Source organism: Mycobacterium hainanense (assembly GCF_041890355.1).
GTDB lineage: Bacteria > Actinomycetota > Actinomycetes > Mycobacteriales > Mycobacteriaceae > Mycobacterium > Mycobacterium hainanense.
The window spans coordinates 747,193-766,978 of sequence record NZ_CP169059.1; the positions used below are offsets into that span (position 1 = coordinate 747,193).

Genomic DNA, 19,786 nt, shown 5'->3' on the forward strand with positions numbered 1-19,786 from the left:
CGGTTACTGCGGATGGGTCGCCAGGTAGTCCTCGACCGGGATCGGGGACGCCGCCTCGTATCCGATCGGTAGCAACACGTCCCCGGCGGTGGTGACGTAATAGACGTCCCACCGATAGTAGGTGGGGAAGGCGGCGGGATCATTGGCGATCAGGGCGGCGTACTGGTCGACGGCCTGGACATATTGGTGGGCGTGGTTGTAGCCGTAGATCGCGCGGGCAGGGTCGTTGGCGAAGCCATTGGCGGCCAGAAAGCGGCCCGCCGCCATAATGCTGTCACGCGGGGAGTGGACGTCACCGCCCTGGCCGTAGGCGGCGAATGTCGACGGCAGGAACTGCATCGGTCCCTGCGCGCCCGCGGTGCTCACGCCGTTGATGCTGCCGAATCGGGTCTCGACCAGGTTGATCGCGGCCAGGTAGTTCCAGCCGACCCCCGTCTCCGCTTCAGCCGCGTGGTAATCGTTCATCAGTTCGTCGGCGGGAACGGGGGGCTCGATCCGCCAGGCGGGCAGCGTGTCTTTCGCCGCCGTCATCGCCTGGAGTTGGCGCCGCGCATCGAGGTTGCGGTCGTAGACGTCGGTTAGCTCCGCGGGGATGCGCAAGCGCGTGACCGAGTCCCATTCGGGGTGCCGCGCGATGGCACGATAGGCGGCCTGTTCGCGGTGCGCCGCGGCCACCAATGCCGGTTCCGGCGTCGACGGGTCCCGCAGCGTGCGCTCGTCGGCGACGAGATTGTCGGCCAGCTGAGCCGGGTCCGATGCCAGTTGGGGCTGCGCGCCGAGGGGTGGATTCGGCGCTGCCGCAACGGTTCTGGACCCGACAGGTGCCGCGGTCGCCGTGGTTGCCGAAGTGGCGACCGGCTTCGCCGTCGACACCGAGCAGCCGACGAGTGCAAACATGATCGCACCCAGCAGCGGCGCCGCGGACGCAGCGACTACCCGGTTCCAGTTCACAGTGGTCACTTCCGTCGATTGCGCTGACCAGTCTTCCGCATCCGACCGGGTGACATCAATGCGTTGACCGATACGTTCGGCGCGGTGCCGGCCGGCGAATTTGGCCGCGAAAGCTTCAACTTGCGACCAGCGCCACGCCATTTCACACTTGAGGATCGGCTTCCCGGCAGAGTGGAAAAGTTGCATGCCTGACGCACCGGCTGAATCATTCGCGAAACGAGCTGGCCGGGCTTCGGGCCGGGCAGTGATGAAGCGCGTCCCGCGCCTCATGCTTCCGGCGATGATCGCGGCAACGATGACCGCACTGGTCGCTGTACCCGAGACGCTCCCCCAACTGCCGCCGGGGTGCGCGATCGGTTGGACGATGGTCGGGCGTACGTTGATTTACGTGCCCGACTGCTCGCATCAGGCACCGGCTCCGCCGCCCCCGCCGGACGGACCACCGCCCGCGCCGGACGGACCGCCTCCGCCGGACGGACCACCGCCCCCGCCGGACGGACCGCCTCCGCCGGACGGACCGCCTCCTCCGGGTCAGTAGTGCGGCGGCGGGAGACGCCGAAACTGCTGTGCAAGAACGAAACTGGCGGGCTGAACCTATCCGGGGCTGGCCAATCAGGATTGCGCCGTGGAGGCGGAATCCTTCTTAGGTCCATCGGAGAAGATCGGGTTCTGCACCGGTTCCGCGTCACCGGCGGCGTGTGACACGACCTCGGGCTCGTAGCGATGCGAAAAGAGATCGGATGATGTCATAAACCGTGGTCCTCTTGGTTTGGCTTCGGCCCGACACGAGTCTGTGGAGCGAAGGGGGATCGATTCGTAGCTGCGCTCATCTGCACAGGAAATGGCTGCGGGGCGGCGCGTACAAAACCGCTGCCACCAATCTACACGCGCCCCGGAGACCGCGCCGCTTGATCGCCTTCCGACCTAGCCCCTTAACGCGCTGTGGGCTGGCGGGAAAGCACCCACCAGCCCACTTCGAGTAGGACTCGCGCTAAACGGCGGTTACTCCGACCGCCTGCGGACCCTTGGTCCCCTGCTCGATGCTGAACTCAACCCTCTGGTTCTCCTCGAGGGATCGGTAACCGCTCCCCTGGATCTCCGAGTAGTGGACGAACACATCTGCTGCGCCGCCGTCCGGAGCGATGAAGCCGAAGCCCTTTTCGCTGTTAAACCATTTCACAGTTCCCTGTGTCATACCTTCAACTTCTCTCATTTTCGAACGGATGCCGACGGGCATCCCCGGGCAGCGTAGCATGCCCGGCATCGGCCACGTGTAATCCGATGCAGCATAAGGTTTTTCATATCGTGCGAGAGCGCTGGCGGGCGAAGCTGCCGGGGGGAAGCGGCCAGCCCATGTCGGCGGACGTTCGAGGGCGTTGGGGCGGCCTCGCCGGTGCTCGAGGCGTCGCCAGGTTCCGGGACTTGTGCCATTGTCGTGACGCTCTCAGACTGGTGATATGCGCGACCGCGAGACGATCGATTCAGAATTGCGGCGCATCGCTCTCGGGCGTCGATCGGTCCGCGAGCGCGGCGGTCAGCCGTCGTCCCGAGAGATCGACGAACTGCTCGATGAGCTCCTAGCTCACAGCGCGGGGACGTCGTCCGTCCCCAACACGGGAAGTGTGCCTGACGGCGCGATCGTCGCCGACGCCCGGGGTGCTCACAAGTCCGGCACCAAGCTCCGCGCGCGCCTGGGTGTGCGGCGCCGCTTGGGTGTCCTCGCGGCGTTGCCGCTCTCGCTGGCGGCCGTCGTGGCCGCGGTGGTGGTGATGTTCGCGGTCCACCAACGGGATTCATCGGCGCAGCCGACCGAAACGGCGCCGTCGGCGGCGGCGCCGCCGTCGGCGGCTGCGCCGCCCAGTCGCATCGCGCCGACGGCACCCGCCCCGCGGATCGAGATCGCCGACATGGCGTTCATCGCCGCTTTGAAGCATGAAGGCGTACCGTTTCCCAGCCAGGAATACGTCATGACCCAGGGGCACGCCGTCTGTGACTTCCTGGCGCACCAACCCAATTTCGCCGATGCGGTGGCGTTCGTGCAGCGGTCCTCGATATGGGATGCAAACCAGAGCGCGCAAGTGACCGCCGGTGCCATCGTCGCGTACTGCCCCAGATCTCAACCCGCAACGCCGGATGAGATGCAGCCGGCCTATCAGAGCGTCCTCTCCGATCTGCAGGCGATCGAGGGAAAGTTGCGAGGCATTCAAGGGGATCTACAAGGCATCCAGGGGGATCTGGGAGACCTGCCGGGCCACCCCTGACCCCCACTCCCGGCGGGCAGGCTGCCCGGCCAGCATCTGCGTGCCGATCCCGTTCGTCCATATCTGCGCCGGAATCTGACGACTCCCGATCAACCCCAAATCCGGAGGTCCACCGGATCACACGAAGACCGTCTCAGCGGCGGCGTAACCACACGATGACGCCGACGGCGGCCGCCAGGACCGCCGCCACCACGGGCACAATGCTGCGGGATGGGAGCGGACCCGTCGCCCGGGCGGCGAGGTGGGTCGACTGTCTGGAATTTTCGTCGTGAGGGGCCACGGGCTCGACCGTTGCTGCGCTGCTCGACGGGGGACGGGTTGCCTCTGCCACCGAGCGCTCGGATGGAATCGGCTGCGCGGGCGCCCCTGGCGACGGTGGCGCCGGTGGCGAAGCCCCCGGCTTGCGGTCCGCTTGGTGGGCCTGCCCGCGACCGCGGTCGCGTCCCCGCCGCGGCGCCCAGACCTCGTCTCCCAACTCGTCGGGAATGAACCACATCAGCAGGGCGAAGTTGACCGCCGCCAGGACACCGTGCAGGACGATGTCGGCCGCGTGGAAGCCAAACGGCGTGAGCCGTGCACGCGCGGTGGCGACACTGCTGAAAAACAGCAACAGCGTGTATGCCACCGCACTCACCGCGGTGACGGTGATCGCGGCGCGGCGTCGGCCGGCGGCCGCGCTGGCCGCCACCCCAAGCCCCAGCAGTACAGCGCTTTGCGCCGGCGTTGATGCCAGGCCCAGAACCGGCGCGCCGGTCGGGCCGGCGGGCGGATGAAGGGCTGCCGACACCAGCCCCGCGACGCCGAACGCCGACACCAGCAGGCCCTCGGCGAGCAGGAACCAACGCCCGCTATGGAAACGCCCGGGGTCCATCGGGACCCTGCGCAAACCCGACGTCGCCCCCGGGACCGGCCCCGCCGTAACTGGCATCGCGCGACCTCCACCCTGAACACCAACCGCTATCACATCGGCTACCCACTGCGGCCGGCACGAAGCAGGTTCGCCTGAGGTGTGTCGCCCCGCCGGCCAACGCGGCATGGGCGGCGTCGAGCGCCGGTGATCGTGACTCGGGGCCTCTGACTCGCCGTGTATGACCGGGTCGTAAGTTCGTTCGGACCCGCAACCTGGCCCATAGGAACACGCGAGTAGGGGAAAGCTTATGAGAATGATCAGGTACCGCCACGCGTCAGTCGTCGCACTGGCCGCCATCGCGCTGATCACTGTCGGCTGCAGTAATGGCAAGAGCGTCGGTGCGTCGCCACAGCCTCAGGAACGGGCGAATACCACTTCCACCTCGCAAGCCCCAGCGCCGCCCACCGAGGTGAAGCTCCTCGGCGAGCGAGATGTGGAGGTGACGCTGACCGGGCCGATCGCCGCCAAGTACTCATCGGCGACCGAGGACCAGAAGAAGGCTCTCGGCAAGCCGCTGACGGGTGACCGCAACGCGGGCACACGGGAGAGCGGCGTGGTATTCCAGCAGTTCCAGGGCGGCGCGATCACCGCCAAGAACGGCGCGACCGGCACGCCCGCATACATCATCCTGGGCAAGATCCGGGAGGCCTGGAATGTCCCCCGCGACCCCGCCGGCGTGCCCTCGGTCACCGGCACCAACGGTTCGGCGGGTCCGCTGGGCGTCCCCACCAGCGACGTGAACGGCGTCGGAGATCTGCTCGTGTCGGAATTCGAGCACGGCAAGATCCAATGGAATCCGACGACCGGCGAGGTCGAAGTGACGGTAAACGGCAAGGTCGTACCGTCCGGGCTGTAGCGGCGCGCCACTGAAAATCGTCGGCGCGGGGAGCGGGCGACTGGACGGCTTGCCGCGACCCGCGCCTGACGTACAAGGTGAGATCGCCGACGGAAAAGCCTCGGCGATACGGGAACCGAAAGTGGGAGCCCCCTGTCAGGATTGAACTGACGACCGCTCGCTTACAAGGCGAGTGCTCTACCACTGAGCTAAGGAGGCGGGATCAAACCGGTCCAAGCCTAATCGGTCACTCGCCGGTGTCGATCACACGCGTGGAGCGCACCGACCGGGACGCGGGACGCCGCCGGCCCGGCAGCGGGATGCGGTCGGCGATGTTGCTCAGCGGGTTGACCACCATGGTCAGCGCGACGACGGCGTCCTGCAGCGTGGCGATCGCGGGCTCCAGCGCTTCCATCCCGGGCGTCAGCCGCGCCAGGGTGTCGGCGACGTCCGCGAGCTGGTCGAGCGGTCCATTCCTCGCCGTGAGTTTGTCGACCAGGCCGCCCTCGCTGAGCAGCCGATCGGCCAGGCCATCCTCCGCCAGCAGCCGCTCGATCAACCCGTCCTCGGCGAGGAGCTGATCGGCCAGACCGCCGGGCTGCAGGGTGCGGTGTAACCCGCCGCCCTCGGCGGTCAGGCGGTCGAGCAGACCGCCCTCCGACGTCAACATGTCGACCACCCCGCCCGGACGCAGCAGCCGGTCGATCGGCCCGTCCGGCGCCACCGCCCGCCCGAGGGGCGCGTCGTCGTCCAGCAGCCGGGCGAGCCGGTTGGCGCGAACGATCGCGTCGTCGATTCCGAACATCGAGGTCACGGCGGTCGATCCGGCGGTCCCACCGTCACCCAAAGCCCGTTTCGCCACACCGACCGCGGCGCTCGCGACGGTCAGGCTGGCATCCGCGGCGGCAAGTCCGACGCGTGCCGGGGCGGTCGCGGTCGCGACGATCCGTGCGGCGAGATTCATCCCACGAGTCTATTAGCGACGCGATCGTGCCATCCGGCGCAGGTCCAAGCCAATGCGATGATTCCTGGCAGACTACTATCAGAGTGTTGGCACTGAGCTTCCAGCAAACACACAATTTTTGCACAGGAAACCTTTAACTAAGGGGCGAAGAACCAATGACCGCGCCATCCCCAAACGAAACGAAACCGGAGGCTCGCGTCCTCGTGGTCGACGACGAGGCCAACATCGTCGAGTTACTCTCAGTGAGCCTCAAATTCCAGGGTTTCGAGGTCTACACCGCGAGCAACGGGGCCCAGGCGCTGGACCGGGCACGTGAGGCACGTCCCGACGCGGTGATCCTCGACGTGATGATGCCGGGCATGGACGGGTTCGGGGTCTTGCGGCGCCTGCGCGCCGACGGCATCGACGCCCCGGCGCTGTTCCTCACTGCCCGGGATTCGTTGCAGGACAAGATCGCCGGTCTCACCCTCGGCGGCGACGACTACGTGACCAAGCCGTTCAGCCTGGAAGAGGTGGTCGCCCGGTTGCGGGTCATCCTCCGGCGGGCCGGCAAGGGCGGCGCAGAGCCCCGCAGCGCCCGCCTGACGTTCGCCGATATCGAACTCGACGAGGAGACCCACGAAGTGTGGAAGGCCGGCGAACCGGTCTCGCTGTCGCCGACCGAATTCACGTTGCTGCGTTACTTTGTGATCAACGCGGGCACCGTGTTGAGCAAGCCCAAGATCCTCGATCACGTCTGGCGATACGACTTCGGAGGTGACGTGAATGTCGTCGAGTCCTACGTGTCGTACCTGCGGCGCAAGATCGACACCGGCGAGAAGCGGCTGCTGCATACGTTGCGCGGAGTCGGTTATGTGCTGCGGGAACCGCGCTGAGCCCGTCCTCGGTCGTCAGCGTTAGCGAGGATTCACGCACATGGCCACACAGGTTCGACGTGGGTTGCCGCTCCGGGTAGGGCTGGTCGCCGCCACCCTGGTGCTGGTGGCCTGCGGCCTGGCGGTCTCGGGCATCGCGGTCACGTCGATCCTGCGGCACAGCCTGGTCGCCCGTATCGATCAAACTCTGCTCGACGCGTCCCGGGGCTGGGCGCAGGCCCCGCGGCGACAGTCTCCGCCGCCCTACGAGGGCCCGGACCCGGCGCGCCCGCCGTCGAAGTTCTACGTGCGCGGTGTCGGCACCGACGGCACCCCGTTCACCGCGATCAACGACCGCAACGCCGAACCGGCGCTTCCGCCCAACAACGACGTGGGCCCCTACCCGACCACGCTGCCCTCGGTCAACGGGTCCGACATCCAGTGGCGCGCTGTGTCGGTGCGCGGCCCGCACGGCCTGACGACCGTCGCGATCGACCTCTCCGACGTCCAACACACGGTCAGCTCCCTCGTCTGGCTGCAGATCGGCATCGGGGTCGCGGTGCTGGTCGTGGTCGGCATCGCCGGCTTCGCGGTGGTGCAGCGCAGCCTGCGGCCGCTGTCCGAGGTCGAGCAGACCGCCGCGGCGATCGCCGCCGGCCAGCTGGATCGCCGCGTGCCCGAACGCGATCCGCGCACCGAGGTGGGTCGCCTGTCACAGGCCCTGAACGGGATGCTCGCGCAGATCCAGCAGGCGCTCGCGTCGTCGGAGTCGTCGGCCGAGAAGGCCCGGGGCTCCGAGGAGCGGATGCGACGGTTCATCACCGATGCCAGTCACGAGCTGCGGACCCCGCTGACGACCATCCGGGGCTTCGCGGAGTTGTATCGCCAAGGCGCCGCGCGAGACGTCGCCATGTTGCTGTCCCGGATCGAAAGTGAAGCCAGCCGAATGGGTCTGCTGGTCGAGGACCTGCTGTTGTTGGCCCGCCTCGATGTGCAGCGGCCGCTCGAGCACAACCGGGTCGACCTGCTCGCGCTGGCCAGCGACGCCGTCCACGACGCGCAGGCGATGGATCCGAAACGGACCATCACCATGGAGGTGCTCGACGGCCCGGGCACCCCGGAGGTGCTGGGCGACGAACCGCGGATCCGGCAAGTGCTGAGCAATTTGGTCGCCAACGCCTTGCAGCACACCCCGGAGAACGCCGACGTCACCGTTCGAGTCGGCACCAAGGGCGCCGACGCGGTGCTCGAAGTCGCCGACAAGGGGCCCGGCATGACCGAGCAGGATGCCTCACGGGTGTTCGAGCGGTTCTATCGCACCGACTCGTCGCGGGCGCGCGCCAGCGGTGGCACCGGGCTTGGGCTGTCGATCGTCGACTCACTGGTGCGCGCGCACGGCGGCAACGTCAGGGTGACGACCTCGCCCGGGGAGGGTTGCTGCTTCCGCGTCACGCTGCCGCGCGTCAGCGAGGTGCCGGCCCAGGAGCCAGTTCACGCCAATTGAGCCAGCGCCGCCTTGATCTTGGCCTGAGCCTCATCCAAGGATTCCGGTGACGGGTTGCGGTCGACGTTGGCGAACCCGAAGTCGCTCAGGCGCCGAGTGGGAAAGACATGCACGTGCAGGTGCGGTACCTCGAGCCCGGCGATGATCACCCCCGCGCGTTCGGTCTTGAAGGCCTTGCACACGGCCTTGCCGATGAGCTGACTGACGGCCATGATCCGGCCGAAGGTCTCGCTGTCGACGTCCTGCCACTGATCGATTTCGGCCCGCGGCACTACCAGCGTGTGGCCCTGGGTCATGGGCTCGATCGTCAAGAACGCGACGACGTCGTCGTCCTCGTAGACGAAGCGGCCGGGTAGCTCTCGGTTGATGATCTTGGTGAAGATCGACGCCATGGCCCCAGCATAGGGAAGTCGAACTTTTCGCCATGGTCCTGGTCGGCCTCACGACCGTGGCGGCAACCTGGGCGATGAGTTCGACGCGCGCCGACGGTCAGTCCTGTCAAGGATCGTCGACCCGGTTAATCACTCAGGAGCTTCACCATGTCACAGGTGCGCGTGCACAACTTCTCGGTTTCCCTCGACGGCTTTGCCACTGGTAGTGGTCAAAGCCTGGATGCACCTTTCGGGCACGCCGGCGGCCGGTTACATGAGTGGTTCTTCAGGACCCGCACCTTCAAAGCGATGCACGGCGAGTCGGGTGGCACTACCGGCGTCGACGACGCGCTGGCCAGCCAATGGGCCCCGGGCATCGGTGCCGAAATCATGGGGCGCAACAAGTTTGGGCCGCAGCGCGGCCCCTGGACAAGCCAGGCTGGCGGTGAAGAGTGGAAAGGATGGTGGGGCGCCGAGCCGCCCTTTCACACCCCGGTCTTCGTGCTCACCCACCACCCCCGGGGGCCGATCGAGATGGACGGCGGCACCACCTTTCACTTCGTCGACGCCGATCCCCCGCAGGCCGTCCGGCTGGCCCGAAAGGTGGCGGGGGATCGAGACATTCGCCTCGGCGGGGGCCCTTCGACCGTCCGTCAATTCATCGCCGCCGACCTGGTGGACCACCTGCACGTCGTGTTGGTGCCCATCGTCTTGGGACGGGGGGAGTCGTTGTGGGAGGGGCTTGAGGACTTCCAGCAGCGATTCGCGGTGGAGTCGGTCACCAGCGCGAGCGGCGTCACGCATCTGATCTTCAGGCGCCGCTGACCGAACCGCCGTTCACTCCTGCTTGCCGAACTCCATGACGTCGAGGTTCCAGTACCCGCGCATGTTGGTGATCAGCCCCTCGTCGTTGACCTTATAGGTGAACACGCCGCGCACCTTGCTCGTGACACCGCCCTCAAACTTGCTCTGCAGCACCAGAATATGGGCGATCTCGTCGGGTGAGCTGGACGGGAAAGTCTCTTCACACGTGATGGTCAGCTGATTCTTGGCGATGTTGTTGTCGAAGAACTCGCCGACGGCTGTTTTGCCGCGCACGCCGGTGCCGTCGGGGTTGGTGACGGACTTGCCGATCGGGTCCTCGATGACGACGTCGTCGGTCATCAGCGCCAGCCAGCCGTCCCGGTCTTTGGCTTGCGCGCAGCGCCACGACGACTGCGAGGCGGTTAGCGCCGGGGATTGAGCGGTTTGGGTCATGGTGATCTCTCCTGTCACTAGATTGCGCACGCGGCGCGGGCGCCTTCCTCGGTTGCCTTGCGGATCAGTCCCAGGCCGGTGCAGTCACCGGCGGCGTGCACTGGGGCGCCGGGCAGAGCGGCGACCAGCGCGTCGAACAGAGTGGTGTCGGCCTCGACCGTGCCGGCCAACACGACGGTGTCGGCTCGGAGCTGCCGGCTGGTGCCCGCCGCGGGCGTGAACACCACCGCGTCGCCGGTGATCCGTTCCACGATTGCCCGGACGTGCACGGTGACGCCGAGCCGGTCGAGGCGATCCATGTGTTCGGTCTTGCGTTTGTGGCCCACTTCCGGGGCGATGTCCTTGCCTGATTCGAGTATCGACACCAGCCGGCCTCGGCCCGCCAGGAATTCCGCCAATTCCAGGGCGACCAAGTCGCCGCCGATGATCGCGACTCGACGCCCGACCGGCATCCAGGCGCGGCTGGCCAGCCGGACCGCGGCGGGTCGCAGCAGCCGCTGCCGCCAGCCGCCGACCGCGGTAGCCGCGAGCCGCTGCCAGGTGGGAGCGCCGGGTTGGGCTTGGCCACCGAGTGATTCGCCCAATCCGGGTCCGGTGTACACGTGTGGCAGGTCGGAGCCTGGGATCGCCGGCACGGCCACCCGGCCGCCGGTCGCCACGACCACCGCGTCGGGACCGGCATCGACCACGTCTTTGGCCGAAACCGCCCGGCCCAGGCGGACTTCCGCGCCGCTGAGGTTGATCTCGTCGCGCAGGTAGCGCAGGAACGGGTGGTTCTCCGGATGCAGGACCGACGCCCAGCGCAGCGCCCCGCCCAGCGCGGCGCCGCGTTCGAAAAGAGTGACGCGGTGACCGCGTTGGGCCGCGACGCGCGCGGCCTCCAACCCGGCCGGTCCGCCGCCGATCACCACCACGCGCTTGACGCGCGCGGCGGGAGCCGCGGCCAGTTCGCGTTCTTTGCCGGTACGCGGATTGACGGCACAGTCGACCGAGAAACGCTGTTCCATTGCGTCGATGCAGTTTTCGCAAGAGATGCACTTGCGGACGCGGTGTGCCTGCCCGTCGCGCACCTTGCGCGGCAGGTCGGGGTCGGCCAACAGGGGACGCCCCATGGCGATGAAATCCGCGCGCCCGTCGGCCAGGATCCGTTCAGCGCGCGCCGGGTCGTGGATGCGGCCGACGGCGATCACCGGCACGTCGACCACCTGCTTGACCGCGGCCGCGGCCCCGACGTTGAGCTCGTCACCGTCGTCGGCGCCGTTGACCATCCCGGTCACCAACCGATCGATGACCCCGCCGCTGACGTGGAACGCGTCGACGCCGGCCGCCACGAAGTCCGGTGCCAGCTGCGCCGTCTCGAAGATGGGCCGCCCACCCGCGACCCGTTCGTAGCCCGAGATGCGCAACGTGATCGGCACCGCGTCACCGATCTCGGAGCGGATCGCGGCCAGCGCCTCCAGCACCACCCGCGCCCTGCCGCGCGCCGAATCGCCGCGATAGTCATCGGTGCGCCGATTGCGTTGCGGGGCAAGGAAGGAGCCCAGCAGCATGTAGCCGTGCGCGGCGTGCAGCTCGATGCCGTCGTAGCCGGCCTCGACGGACCGCCGCGCCGCGGCCTTGAACAGATCGAACACATCGCACAGCTGTTGCCTGCTGATCTCGACCGACGGGCGCCCGGTGAGGTAGGACGGGATCACCGACGGTCCCAATGACGTGACCCCGAAGATTTCGGGACCCAGGCCGTCGGGGCCGGCATGCACGATCTGCGGCTGGATCTTGGCTCCGTGCTCGTGCGCGACGTCCACCAGGGCCCGATGCGCGTCGACCGCCTCGTCGGTGGCCAGGTGCAGGCCGCCGGGCGTCTCGGGGTGTTGACGGTCGATGCCGGTGGCGCCCACCGTGATCAGGCCGACGCCGCCCCTGGCGCGGGCGGCGAAATAGTCGCGGGTGCGCTGCGAGGGCAGCCCTTCGGGGGTGCCGTACATGGTCTCCATCGGAGACATGACGAGGCGGTTGCGCACCGTCATGGCGCCGATTCGGCCCGGCGCCATCAGGTGACCGAAGCCGGTCACTCGCGACTCAGTGGGTGGGAGGTTACCGGTCGGCGTCCGTGTACCGGATGACCCCGCGAATGTTCTTGCCGTCCAGCATGTCCTGGTAACCCTCGTTGATCTGCTCGAGGCGGTATTGGGTGGTCACCATGTCGTCCAGGTTCAGCTTGCCGGCTTTGTACATCGACAGCAGCTGCGGGATGTCGTACTGCGGGTTGCCGCCCCCGAAGATGGTGCCCTGCAGGTTCTTCTGCATCAGGGTGAGCATCGCCAGGTTCAGGTTGACGTTGGTGTCCAGCAGGCTGCCGATGGCGGTCAGCACGCAGGTGCCGCCCTTTTGGGTGATGTTGAGGTAGTTGTCGATGTCGGCGCCCTTCAGCTCACCGACCGTGACCACGACCTTATGGGCCATCAGGCCGTAGGTGACCTCCATGATGCCCATCAGCGCCGCGTTGATGTCGGGATACACGTGGGTGGCACCGAATTTCAGCGCCTGGTCGCGCTTCCATTCGACGGGGTCGATCGCGAAGATGTAGCGCGCACCGGCGTTGACGGCGCCCTGCAGCGCGGCCATGCCGACCCCGCCGACGCCGACGATGGCGACGTCCTGGCCCGGCCGGATGTCGGCGGTGCGGACCGCCGAGCCGTAGCCGGTGGTGACGCCGCAGCCGACCAGGGCGGCCACCTCGAACGGGACGGACGGGTCGATCTTCACCACGGAGCTGCGGTGCACCACCATGTACGGCGAGAAGGTGCCCAGCAGCGTCATGGGGAAGACGTTTTGGCCACGCGCCTGGATGCGGAAGGTGCCGTCGGAGACGGCGGCACCACCGAGCAGACCGGCGCCCAGGTCGCACAGGTTGCGCATGCCGGCCTGACAGGTCGCGCACTGCCCGCAGGACGGGATGAACGACAGCACCACGTGGTCACCCGGGGCGATGTCTTCGACGCCCGGGCCGACCTCGGTGACAATGCCGGCGCCCTCATGCCCGCCGAGCACCGGGAAGCCGGCCATCGGGATGCCGCCGGTAACTAGATGGTGATCCGAATGGCACATCCCGGCCGCTTCCATCTGGATCTTGACCTCGTGCGCCTGCGGGTCGCCGATCTCGATTTCCTCGATGGACCAGGGCTGGTTGAACTCCCAGATCAGTGCGCCTTTTGTTTTCATGAAGGACCTCCATCAGCATGCCCTGACCCGAGTATCGGTGAAAGGGGCCGGCCGGTGCCGGCCGGCAAGTTAGAACGTGTTCTCATTCGCAGACCATTATGACCTTCGTCACCGGGCTGTAAAGAGGGGGGGACCACCAACCGGTCGGGAGGTCACCAGATGGGTACCGGAGCCTGTCCGAGGGGGTAGTAGCCGGGCAACTTCTCGCCGGCGATGCTGCGCTCGATTCGCTTCTGCATGCCGGTGGACAGATCGCCCGACTCGATCAGGGTCGCGAACATCTTGGCGACGTGGCCGAAGTCGAAGAAGTCGCGCTGCCACTCGATGACGTTGTCGGCATTCAGGCGGAACCAACTGCCGCCGATGCCGTAGATTTCGTCCTGGGTGCCGTCTGACTTGTTGACGATCTGCTTCCAGAAGCCGACGATCTCACCCTGCTTCTCGTCGATGAGGACCTTTTGGTATTCGTACACCCAGTTCTCCAGGCCCTCCATCTCGAGGCCGAGGGCGATGTCGCGGATCTCGTCGACGCCGACGCACATCACGTCTTCCTTGGGGCCGATGTTCCAGCCATAGGTGGCGTCCTGGGCGTAGAAGGCGGCCAACGGCCGCCAGTCACCGGCCTTCTCGCAGTCCTTGTTGGCCTGCAGCCAGCGATCGACCCATGTCTCGAGTTCCTCACGTGACGCCTTAGACATTTCGAGTCAGCCTCCCTTGTCTTCTTTGATGAACAGTGCATGCGTTGGGCACATGTCGACCGCGCGTTCGACTTCATCGCGGGCGTCCTCGGGCGGCTCGGGATCAAGGATTTCGACCTTGCCACGCTTGGGCACCCGGAAGTAATCCGGCGCCTCCAGTTCGCACATCGCATGACCCTGGCAGAGATCCAGATCCGCTTCGATTCGAAAACCCATGTTGTTTACGCTTTCCGCCTGCGGTAGCGCACCTTCGCCGGGCGGGCGAGCTGGACGACCATCTTGGAGTGGTCGTTGTGATAACTGTCGGCCGGCTGTGCCATTTCGAACTCGTACTCCCGCAACAAAACCGAGAAGATCGCTTTGATCTGCATCTGGGCGAAAGCGGCGCCGACGCAGCGATGTCGCCCGGCGCCGAACGGAATCCAGGTCCACCGGTTGACGATGTCGGCCTGCTCGGGCTTGTTGTAGCGGTCGGGGTTGAACGCGTCCGGGTCGGGGAAGTCCTCGGGTATCCGGTTCGAGATCGCCGGGGACGCCGCGACGAAGTCGCCGTTGTGGATTCCGAAGCCCTGCACCTCGAATTCGCCCTGCGCCACGCGCATCAGGATGATCAGCGGGGGGTGCAGCCGCAGGGTCTCCTTGACCACGTTGTCCAGCTTCGGGATCGACCGCAGCGCATGAAAACTCACCTCTTGCCCGTCGGCGTAGAGCTCGTCGAGCTCGGCCAGCACCTCGGCATAGACATCCGTGTGGCGGATCAGCTCGATCAGTGTCCACGCAGAGGTCCCGGAACTGGTGTGGTGCCCCGCGAACATCAGCGAGATGAACATTCCGGTGACCTCGTCGGCCGAGAAGCGCGGCTTGCCCTCCTCGTCCTTGATCGACACCAGCACGTCGAGCATGTCCCGGTCGGCCTTGTCCTTCGGCGGGTTGGCCAGCCGCTCGTTCATGATCTCCTGCACCAGCGCAACGAGTTTCACGCGGGCCTCGTCGCGGCGCTTGAAGCTCTCGATCGGCAGGTAGGGGTCGACGTAGCACAGCGGGTCGGTGCCGCGCTCCAGCTCGTGGTAGTACTCGGCGAACCGGTGGTCGAGCTGGTTGCGGAACTTGACGCCGATCAGGCAGGCCGTCGAGGTGTAAATGGTCAGCTCGGAGAAGAAGTCGAGCAGCTCGATCTCGCCCTCGTCGCCCCAGTCGGCGATCATCCCCTTGACCTGAGCCTCGATGGTCGCGGCGTGGCCCTTCATCTGCTCGCCGCGCAGCGCCGAGTTGTGCAGCATCTCCTTGCGCCGCTCCGGGCTCGCATCGAACACCACGCCCTTGCCGAAGATCGGCGCCATGAACGGATACGCCGCGGCCTGGTCGAGGTCCTCGTCGGCGGAGCGAAAGAAGAATTCATTGGCCTGGGCGCCGGACAGCAGGATGACGTGTTTGTCGACCAGCTGGAACCAGCCGACGTCGCCGCATTCCTCCCGGACGCGCTTCATCAAACCGATTGGGTCGGTGCGGAATTCCTCGAGGTGACCGTGCTCTTCCTCGCCGCCGGAAACCCGGGGCACGACGGCGGTGTTCGCCGTGGTTGCGTCAGCCATGTCCTGGCATCCCTTCTTCGCCGAGTGCGAGCTTTTGGCGATCTTTCTTGTCGGCCAGCGGGGCTTCGGGCTGAAGCTCCATGTTGGCGATGAAGCCACCGCGCGGGGTTTCGGCGACGAACGTGATGGCGCGCGCCAAGTCCGCCGCGCGCAGGAAGTAGTCATGGCGGGCCTGGCCCCATTTGGCCCAGTCCTCCAGGGCCGGGCCGATCTTGTCGGCCGGCAGGCTCCAGCCCATCGAAGTCTTCGTCGGTCCGGGGTGCACGATCGAGGCCCGCACCCCCGTGCCCTCGAGCTCCATCTGGAAGTTGGTGACCATGGCGACGAGCGCGGCCTTGGCCGCGCCGTAGGCGCCCATGTGGGGCCGCTGGCGCAGGGCGACGTCGGAGCCGACGAAGATCAAATCGCCGCGCTGCCGCTCCAGCATGCCTGGCAGCACCGCGGCGGCCAGCCGGTTGGCGCCGACCAGGTGAATCTGCAGCTGTGACTCGAATTCGTCGGTTGTGATCTCGGCGAGCTTGCCGAAGTAGGTGTCGCCCGCGCCGGCCACCAGCACCTCGATGTCACCGAGCGCGTCGATGGACTGTGCGACAAAGGATTTCACTGAGTTGGGGTCCGTGACGTCCAGATGGAACCCGACCGCCTCGCCGCCTTCGGCGTTGATCTTGCCGACGATGTCGTTGAGCTTCTCCACCCGGCGGGCGCCGAGCGCGACCGGAAAGCCGTGCGCCGCGAGCTCGATGGCGGTGGCCTCCCCGATACCGGAGGAGGCGCCGGCCACGATGGCCGGCCGTCGTTCGGGCAGGGGGTCGAAGCGGGGCATTCAGCGGACCTCCACGGTCATCGGTAGGTGAGCGAATCCGCGGACATTGCTGGAGTGGACGCGGACGGCGTTGGCCTCGTCCACCTCGTATCCGCGGATTCGCTTGAACAACTCGGTGAGCGCAACCCGGGCTTCCATCCGCGCCAGATGCGCGCCGAGGCAGAAGTGTGCGCCACTGCCGAAACTCAAGAGTTTGGGCCCGATTTCGCGTCCAATCCGGTAGTCGTCGGGGTTGTCGAAGACGCGCTCGTCGCGATGCCCAGAACCGGGCAGCAGCAGCAGGACGTCGCCCTCTGGGATGGTGGTGTCGTACAGGGTGAGCTCTCCGGACACGGTGCGGGCCAGGATCTGGCTGGAGGTGTCGTAGCGCAAGGTCTCCTCGACCCATTGCGGCACCAGGGAAAGGTCGGCATAGACCGGCGTCAATTGGTCCGGATTCTTGTGCCCCCAGAAGGCAGCATTGGCAAGCAGTTTGGTGGTCGTCTCGTTTCCGGCGATCACCATCAGGAACATGAAACCGAGCACTTCGTCGTCGGTGAGGCGGTCGCCGTCGATCTCGGCCTCCAGCAGCGCCGAGGTCAGGTCGTCCGTCAGCTTCTTGCGCCGCTCGGCCACCATGGCCTGGTAGTAGACGATCAGGTTGATGGAGGCCTCGACCGCCTCCGGCGGCACGTCGGTGACACCCTCGTCGCGGTGCATCACCCCGTCGGCCCAGGCCCGGACCTGGACCCGATCCGGCTCGGGAACGCCCATCAACTCGGAGATGACGTCCATCGGCAGCTTCCCGGCGAATTCGTCGACGTAGTCGACCGTGCCGTCCTTCGCCCTTTCCAGCATGGCGTCGAGGTGCTGGGTGGCGATCTCGGTGACGCGCGGCTCGAGTTCTCGAATCCTTCTGGGTGTGAACCCTTTTGACACCAGGGTCCGTAGCCGCAGATGAGCGGGGTCGTCCATCGCCAAGAACGACATCGTCTTGGACGCGTGCGGGCCGCGCGATGCCGGATCCAACGAGACGCCGTACTTGTTGGACAGCGTCGCGCTGTTGCGGAATCCCTGCAGTACGTCCTGGTGCCGCGACAGCGCCCAGAACTTCAGGTCGTGATTGCGATACAGCGGGGCCTCATCGCGGAGTCGCTTGTAGTACGGGTACGGATCTTCGTGGAAGTCGTAGTCGTAGGGATCGAGGATCAGCTCGTGGTCGCCAACATGAACGGTCATTCGGTGCTCGTCTCCTGGCTTGTCTCTCCGGCGCCGGTGAGGATCAGCCGCACCACGTAGGCCAGCCGGTCGGCAATCTCGCGGTAGGTGAATTCGCCGCTGCCGGCCTGCACGAGCGCCCCGAAGAAGGACATCTCCAGCGCGGAAACGGCGGTGGGGTCGGCGTCGGGGCCCATGGCGGACGTGATGCGGCGGTGGATCTCGGCGCCGATCCGGTCGCGCGCTGCGGCCACCGCGGGCTCGGCGCCGCCGCTGAGCAACGCCGTCGTGCAGGCGGCGCTGACCTCGGGTTCGTCGGCGACCACCAGGGCCAGGTGGCGCAACACCTGTTCGACGCGGTTGGGCATCGGGTCGTTGACGTCGGTGAAGTAGGGGACCTGCCGCACCAGGTCGAGGTAGACCTCGGCGATCAGATGGTTCTTCGACGAGAAGTACGTGTACGCGGTGGCGGGGGCGACTTTGGCGCGGGCCGCGACCGCGCGCACCGTGAGGTCCGCGTACGACTTCTCCCGCAGCGTCTCGATGCCGGCGGCGAGCACCTTGCGGAACGTCTCCTCCTGGCGGCGGTTGCGGGCCGGTGGACCGCTCTGTCGCTCGGCCTGAGACGTGATCGTCACCAGTGCATCGCTGGACACATGTCCAAGCTATCGGACCGACAACACCGGAAGCAAGCGCGATCGGTGAAAAGGCTGGTTAAGGTGCTCATTTCCGCGGTGCAACCGCCGACGGCGAGATCGGCCCTTGCACCGCAGACGGCGCGGCGGCTATGGTTCGGTCGGACGATATCGGACAACTGTCCATTCGATCCGCGTACGCGATTGGCCGCATAGACGGGAGCGGGAGATGGCCTTGCTGGCCGACGGCGTGAGTGCACTTTTCATCGACGGCAAGATGTCGCCCGGCAGTGCCGGCACTTTCCCGACGATCAATCCGGCGACCGAGGAAGTTCTGGGGGCCGCGGCCGACGCCGACGCCGACGACATGGGCCGCGCCATCGATGCCGCCCGGCGCGCATTCGACGAGACGGACTGGTCGCGCGACATCGAGCTGCGGGTGCGCTGCGTGCGTCAGCTGCGCGAGGCGATGCAGCGGCACCTCGAAGAGCTGCGCGACCTGACCATCGCCGAGGTCGGCGCGCCCCGGATGCTCACCTCGATCGCCCAGCTCGAAGCGCCCGTTAACGACCTGGCGTTCGCGGCGGACACCGCCGAATCCTACGAATACAACCGGGATCTCGGCGAGGCGTCACCGATGGGCATCCCCACCCGACGCACGATCGCCCGGGAGGCCGTCGGCGTCGTCGGCGCAATCACCCCGTGGAACTTCCCCCACCAGATCAACCTCGCCAAGATCGGACCCGCGCTGGCCGCCGGCAACACCGTCGTCCTGAAGCCGGCGCCCGACACCCCGTGGTGTGCCGCCGTGCTCGGCGAACTCATCGCCGAACACACCGACTTTCCGCCCGGTGTGATCAACATCGTGACGTCCAGCGACCACAGCGTTGGCGCGTTGCTGGCCAAAGACCCTCGGGTGGACATGATTTCGTTCACCGGGTCCACCGCCACGGGCCGCAGCGTGATGGCCGACGGCGCCGCGACCATCAAGAAAGTGTTCCTCGAGCTGGGCGGCAAGTCGGCGTTCATCGTCCTCGACGACGCCGACTTGAGCGGTGCGGTGAGCATGGCCGGTTTCTCGGTGTGCATGCACGCCGGGCAGGGGTGCGCCATCACCACCCGGCTGGTGGTGCCGCGAGCGAAGTATGACGAGGCCGTCGCCATAGCGGCCGCCACGATGGCCGGCATCAAGGCGGGCGACCCCACCGATCCCGGAACCATCTGCGGGCCAGTGATTTCGGCGCGCCAGCGGGACCGGATACAGGGTTACCTCGACTCGGCCATTGCGGAGGGCGGGACGTTCGCCTGCGGCGGCGGGCGGCCGGCCGACCGGGACGTCGGTTTCTTCATCGAACCCACGGTGATCGCCGGGCTGGGCAACGACGCGCGCTGCGCACGCGAGGAGATCTTCGGCCCCGTCCTGACGGTGATCCCGCACGACGGCGACGACGACGCGGTCCGCATTGCCAACGACTCGCCATACGGGTTGTCGGGCACCGTCTTCGGCGCCGATCCGGACAGGGCGGCCCGGGTCGCCGCGCGGGTCCGCGCGGGCACGATCAACGTCAACGGCGGCGTGTGGTATTCGGCCGACGCACCCTTCGGCGGTTACAAGCAGTCCGGAAACGGTCGCGAGATGGGTGTGGCCGGCTTCGAGGAATACCTGGAGATCAAGACCATCGCGACGGCGATTTAACCAGAGGAGCTCGAGA

At 67.0% G+C, this 19,786-nt stretch carries 20 protein-coding genes, 1 tRNA gene and 1 pseudogene; 6 read left to right on the forward strand and 16 right to left on the reverse strand.

Translation table 11 applies throughout. From position 1 onward, the window contains the following. Positions 1–3 precede the first annotated feature (3 nt). The 3 genes from ACEL92_RS03510 to ACEL92_RS03520 form a co-directional block, all read right to left on the reverse strand. Positions 4–897 carry a transglycosylase SLT domain-containing protein gene (locus tag ACEL92_RS03510; protein WP_374026066.1) on the reverse strand — a complete coding sequence of 298 codons (894 nt, stop codon included), beginning with the start codon at positions 895–897 and terminating at the stop codon, positions 4–6. 666 nt (positions 898–1,563) lie between these two features. Then, positions 1,564–1,701, reverse strand: a complete 138-nt coding sequence (locus tag ACEL92_RS03515; RefSeq protein ID WP_374024258.1) for a hypothetical protein — start codon at positions 1,699–1,701, stop codon at positions 1,564–1,566. 241 nt (positions 1,702–1,942) lie between these two features. Next, complete coding sequence (locus ACEL92_RS03520) at positions 1,943–2,146, reverse strand: cold-shock protein (RefSeq protein WP_374026067.1); 204 nt, start codon at positions 2,144–2,146, stop codon at positions 1,943–1,945. A gap of 262 nt (positions 2,147–2,408) precedes the next feature. Between ACEL92_RS03520 and ACEL92_RS03525 the strand changes: the two genes are divergently transcribed. Then, on the forward strand, positions 2,409–3,212 hold the full coding sequence (locus ACEL92_RS03525; RefSeq protein ID WP_374024259.1) for a DUF732 domain-containing protein: 804 nt from the start codon (positions 2,409–2,411) through the stop codon (positions 3,210–3,212). Positions 3,213–3,345: 133 nt separating this feature from the next. Here ACEL92_RS03525 and ACEL92_RS03530 read toward each other — a convergent pair whose 3' ends face one another. Beyond that, on the reverse strand, positions 3,346–4,140 hold the full coding sequence (locus ACEL92_RS03530; RefSeq protein WP_374024260.1) for a DUF4383 domain-containing protein: 795 nt from the start codon (positions 4,138–4,140) through the stop codon (positions 3,346–3,348). Positions 4,141–4,369: 229 nt separating this feature from the next. On the opposite strand from ACEL92_RS03530, the gene ACEL92_RS03535 reads away from it, so the two are divergent. Continuing rightward, positions 4,370–4,978, forward strand: a complete 609-nt coding sequence (locus ACEL92_RS03535; protein ID WP_374024261.1) for an LGFP repeat-containing protein — start codon at positions 4,370–4,372, stop codon at positions 4,976–4,978. Positions 4,979–5,104: 126 nt separating this feature from the next. On the opposite strand, the gene ACEL92_RS03540 is transcribed toward ACEL92_RS03535, so the two are convergent. Next, positions 5,105–5,176 (reverse strand) — tRNA-Thr (locus ACEL92_RS03540). Between the two features lie 28 nt (positions 5,177–5,204). Beyond that, on the reverse strand, positions 5,205–5,921 hold the full coding sequence (locus ACEL92_RS03545) for a hypothetical protein (protein ID WP_374024262.1): 717 nt from the start codon (positions 5,919–5,921) through the stop codon (positions 5,205–5,207). Positions 5,922–6,076: 155 nt separating this feature from the next. On the opposite strand from ACEL92_RS03545, the gene phoP reads away from it, so the two are divergent. Then, the gene (phoP, locus tag ACEL92_RS03550; protein ID WP_374024263.1) at positions 6,077–6,796 is read left to right on the forward strand and encodes a two-component system response regulator PhoP; all 720 of its coding nucleotides are present in this window, start codon (positions 6,077–6,079) and stop codon (positions 6,794–6,796) included. Between the two features lie 40 nt (positions 6,797–6,836). After that, positions 6,837–8,295, forward strand: a pseudogene (locus tag ACEL92_RS03555) (sensor histidine kinase). Here ACEL92_RS03555 and ACEL92_RS03560 read toward each other — a convergent pair. Continuing rightward, a complete protein-coding gene (locus ACEL92_RS03560; protein WP_374024264.1) occupies positions 8,267–8,671 on the reverse strand; it encodes an HIT family protein in 405 nt (134 codons plus the stop codon). The pseudogene ACEL92_RS03555 and the gene ACEL92_RS03560 sit on opposite strands and share 29 nt — an antisense overlap. Before the next feature lie 147 nt (positions 8,672–8,818). Between ACEL92_RS03560 and ACEL92_RS03565 the strand changes: the two genes are divergently transcribed. Continuing rightward, entirely contained in the window at positions 8,819–9,475 is a 657-nt protein-coding gene (locus ACEL92_RS03565) for a dihydrofolate reductase family protein (RefSeq protein ID WP_374024265.1), read from the forward strand. 12 nt (positions 9,476–9,487) lie between these two features. Here the strand turns inward: ACEL92_RS03565 and ACEL92_RS03570 are convergent, their stop codons facing one another. From ACEL92_RS03570 to ACEL92_RS03610, 9 genes are all read right to left on the reverse strand, one after another. Then, positions 9,488–9,907, reverse strand: a complete 420-nt coding sequence (locus ACEL92_RS03570) for a ketosteroid isomerase family protein (protein WP_374024266.1) — start codon at positions 9,905–9,907, stop codon at positions 9,488–9,490. 17 nt (positions 9,908–9,924) lie between these two features. Then, entirely contained in the window at positions 9,925–11,979 is a 2,055-nt protein-coding gene (locus tag ACEL92_RS03575; RefSeq protein ID WP_374024267.1) for an FAD-dependent oxidoreductase, read from the reverse strand. 22 nt (positions 11,980–12,001) lie between these two features. Further along, a complete protein-coding gene (locus tag ACEL92_RS03580; protein WP_374024268.1) occupies positions 12,002–13,129 on the reverse strand; it encodes an NDMA-dependent alcohol dehydrogenase in 1,128 nt (375 codons plus the stop codon). A 152-nt stretch (positions 13,130–13,281) separates the two neighbouring features. Then, positions 13,282–13,827, reverse strand: a complete 546-nt coding sequence (locus ACEL92_RS03585; RefSeq protein WP_374024269.1) for a nuclear transport factor 2 family protein — start codon at positions 13,825–13,827, stop codon at positions 13,282–13,284. A gap of 6 nt (positions 13,828–13,833) precedes the next feature. Further along, positions 13,834–14,043: a ferredoxin gene (locus ACEL92_RS03590; RefSeq protein ID WP_374024270.1), complete on the reverse strand. Its 210-nt coding sequence runs from the start codon at positions 14,041–14,043 to the stop codon at positions 13,834–13,836. 5 nt (positions 14,044–14,048) lie between these two features. After that, on the reverse strand, positions 14,049–15,419 hold the full coding sequence (locus ACEL92_RS03595; protein ID WP_374024271.1) for a cytochrome P450: 1,371 nt from the start codon (positions 15,417–15,419) through the stop codon (positions 14,049–14,051). Next, positions 15,412–16,242, reverse strand: a complete 831-nt coding sequence (locus ACEL92_RS03600) for an SDR family oxidoreductase (protein ID WP_374024272.1) — start codon at positions 16,240–16,242, stop codon at positions 15,412–15,414. Before ACEL92_RS03600 ends, ACEL92_RS03595 begins: the two co-directional genes overlap by 8 nt. Beyond that, a complete protein-coding gene (locus ACEL92_RS03605) occupies positions 16,243–17,460 on the reverse strand; it encodes a cytochrome P450 (RefSeq protein ID WP_374024273.1) in 1,218 nt (405 codons plus the stop codon). Next, on the reverse strand, positions 17,457–18,095 hold the full coding sequence (locus ACEL92_RS03610) for a TetR family transcriptional regulator (protein WP_374024274.1): 639 nt from the start codon (positions 18,093–18,095) through the stop codon (positions 17,457–17,459). The genes ACEL92_RS03605 and ACEL92_RS03610 overlap by 4 nt, the downstream gene beginning before the upstream one ends. 208 nt (positions 18,096–18,303) lie before the next feature. On the opposite strand from ACEL92_RS03610, the gene ACEL92_RS03615 reads away from it, so the two are divergent. Then, positions 18,304–19,770, forward strand: coding sequence for an aldehyde dehydrogenase (locus tag ACEL92_RS03615; protein ID WP_374024275.1), 1,467 nt, complete (start codon positions 18,304–18,306; stop codon positions 19,768–19,770). The last annotated feature ends 16 nt before the right edge of the window (positions 19,771–19,786 follow it).

What these genes read in the sequence shown, in the direction of transcription:
- ACEL92_RS03510 (WP_374026066.1), bottom strand. Translation starts at nt 897, where the DNA reads ATGTTTGCACTCGTCGGCTGCTCGGTGTCGACGGCGAAGCCGGTCGCC.
- ACEL92_RS03515 (WP_374024258.1), bottom strand. Translation starts at nt 1,701, where the DNA reads ATGACATCATCCGATCTCTTTTCGCATCGCTACGAGCCCGAGGTCGTG.
- ACEL92_RS03520 (WP_374026067.1), bottom strand. Translation starts at nt 2,146, where the DNA reads ATGACACAGGGAACTGTGAAATGGTTTAACAGCGAAAAGGGCTTCGGC.
- ACEL92_RS03525 (WP_374024259.1), top strand. Translation starts at nt 2,409, where the DNA reads ATGCGCGACCGCGAGACGATCGATTCAGAATTGCGGCGCATCGCTCTC.
- ACEL92_RS03530 (WP_374024260.1), bottom strand. Translation starts at nt 4,140, where the DNA reads ATGCCAGTTACGGCGGGGCCGGTCCCGGGGGCGACGTCGGGTTTGCGC.
- ACEL92_RS03535 (WP_374024261.1), top strand. Translation starts at nt 4,370, where the DNA reads ATGAGAATGATCAGGTACCGCCACGCGTCAGTCGTCGCACTGGCCGCC.
- ACEL92_RS03545 (WP_374024262.1), bottom strand. Translation starts at nt 5,921, where the DNA reads ATGAATCTCGCCGCACGGATCGTCGCGACCGCGACCGCCCCGGCACGC.
- phoP (WP_374024263.1), top strand. Translation starts at nt 6,077, where the DNA reads ATGACCGCGCCATCCCCAAACGAAACGAAACCGGAGGCTCGCGTCCTC.
- ACEL92_RS03560 (WP_374024264.1), bottom strand. Translation starts at nt 8,671, where the DNA reads ATGGCGTCGATCTTCACCAAGATCATCAACCGAGAGCTACCCGGCCGC.
- ACEL92_RS03565 (WP_374024265.1), top strand. Translation starts at nt 8,819, where the DNA reads ATGTCACAGGTGCGCGTGCACAACTTCTCGGTTTCCCTCGACGGCTTT.
- ACEL92_RS03570 (WP_374024266.1), bottom strand. Translation starts at nt 9,907, where the DNA reads ATGACCCAAACCGCTCAATCCCCGGCGCTAACCGCCTCGCAGTCGTCG.
- ACEL92_RS03580 (WP_374024268.1), bottom strand. Translation starts at nt 13,129, where the DNA reads ATGAAAACAAAAGGCGCACTGATCTGGGAGTTCAACCAGCCCTGGTCC.
- ACEL92_RS03585 (WP_374024269.1), bottom strand. Translation starts at nt 13,827, where the DNA reads ATGTCTAAGGCGTCACGTGAGGAACTCGAGACATGGGTCGATCGCTGG.
- ACEL92_RS03590 (WP_374024270.1), bottom strand. Translation starts at nt 14,043, where the DNA reads ATGGGTTTTCGAATCGAAGCGGATCTGGATCTCTGCCAGGGTCATGCG.
- ACEL92_RS03595 (WP_374024271.1), bottom strand. Translation starts at nt 15,419, where the DNA reads ATGGCTGACGCAACCACGGCGAACACCGCCGTCGTGCCCCGGGTTTCC.
- ACEL92_RS03600 (WP_374024272.1), bottom strand. Translation starts at nt 16,242, where the DNA reads ATGCCCCGCTTCGACCCCCTGCCCGAACGACGGCCGGCCATCGTGGCC.
- ACEL92_RS03605 (WP_374024273.1), bottom strand. Translation starts at nt 17,460, where the DNA reads ATGACCGTTCATGTTGGCGACCACGAGCTGATCCTCGATCCCTACGAC.
- ACEL92_RS03615 (WP_374024275.1), top strand. Translation starts at nt 18,304, where the DNA reads ATGGCCTTGCTGGCCGACGGCGTGAGTGCACTTTTCATCGACGGCAAG.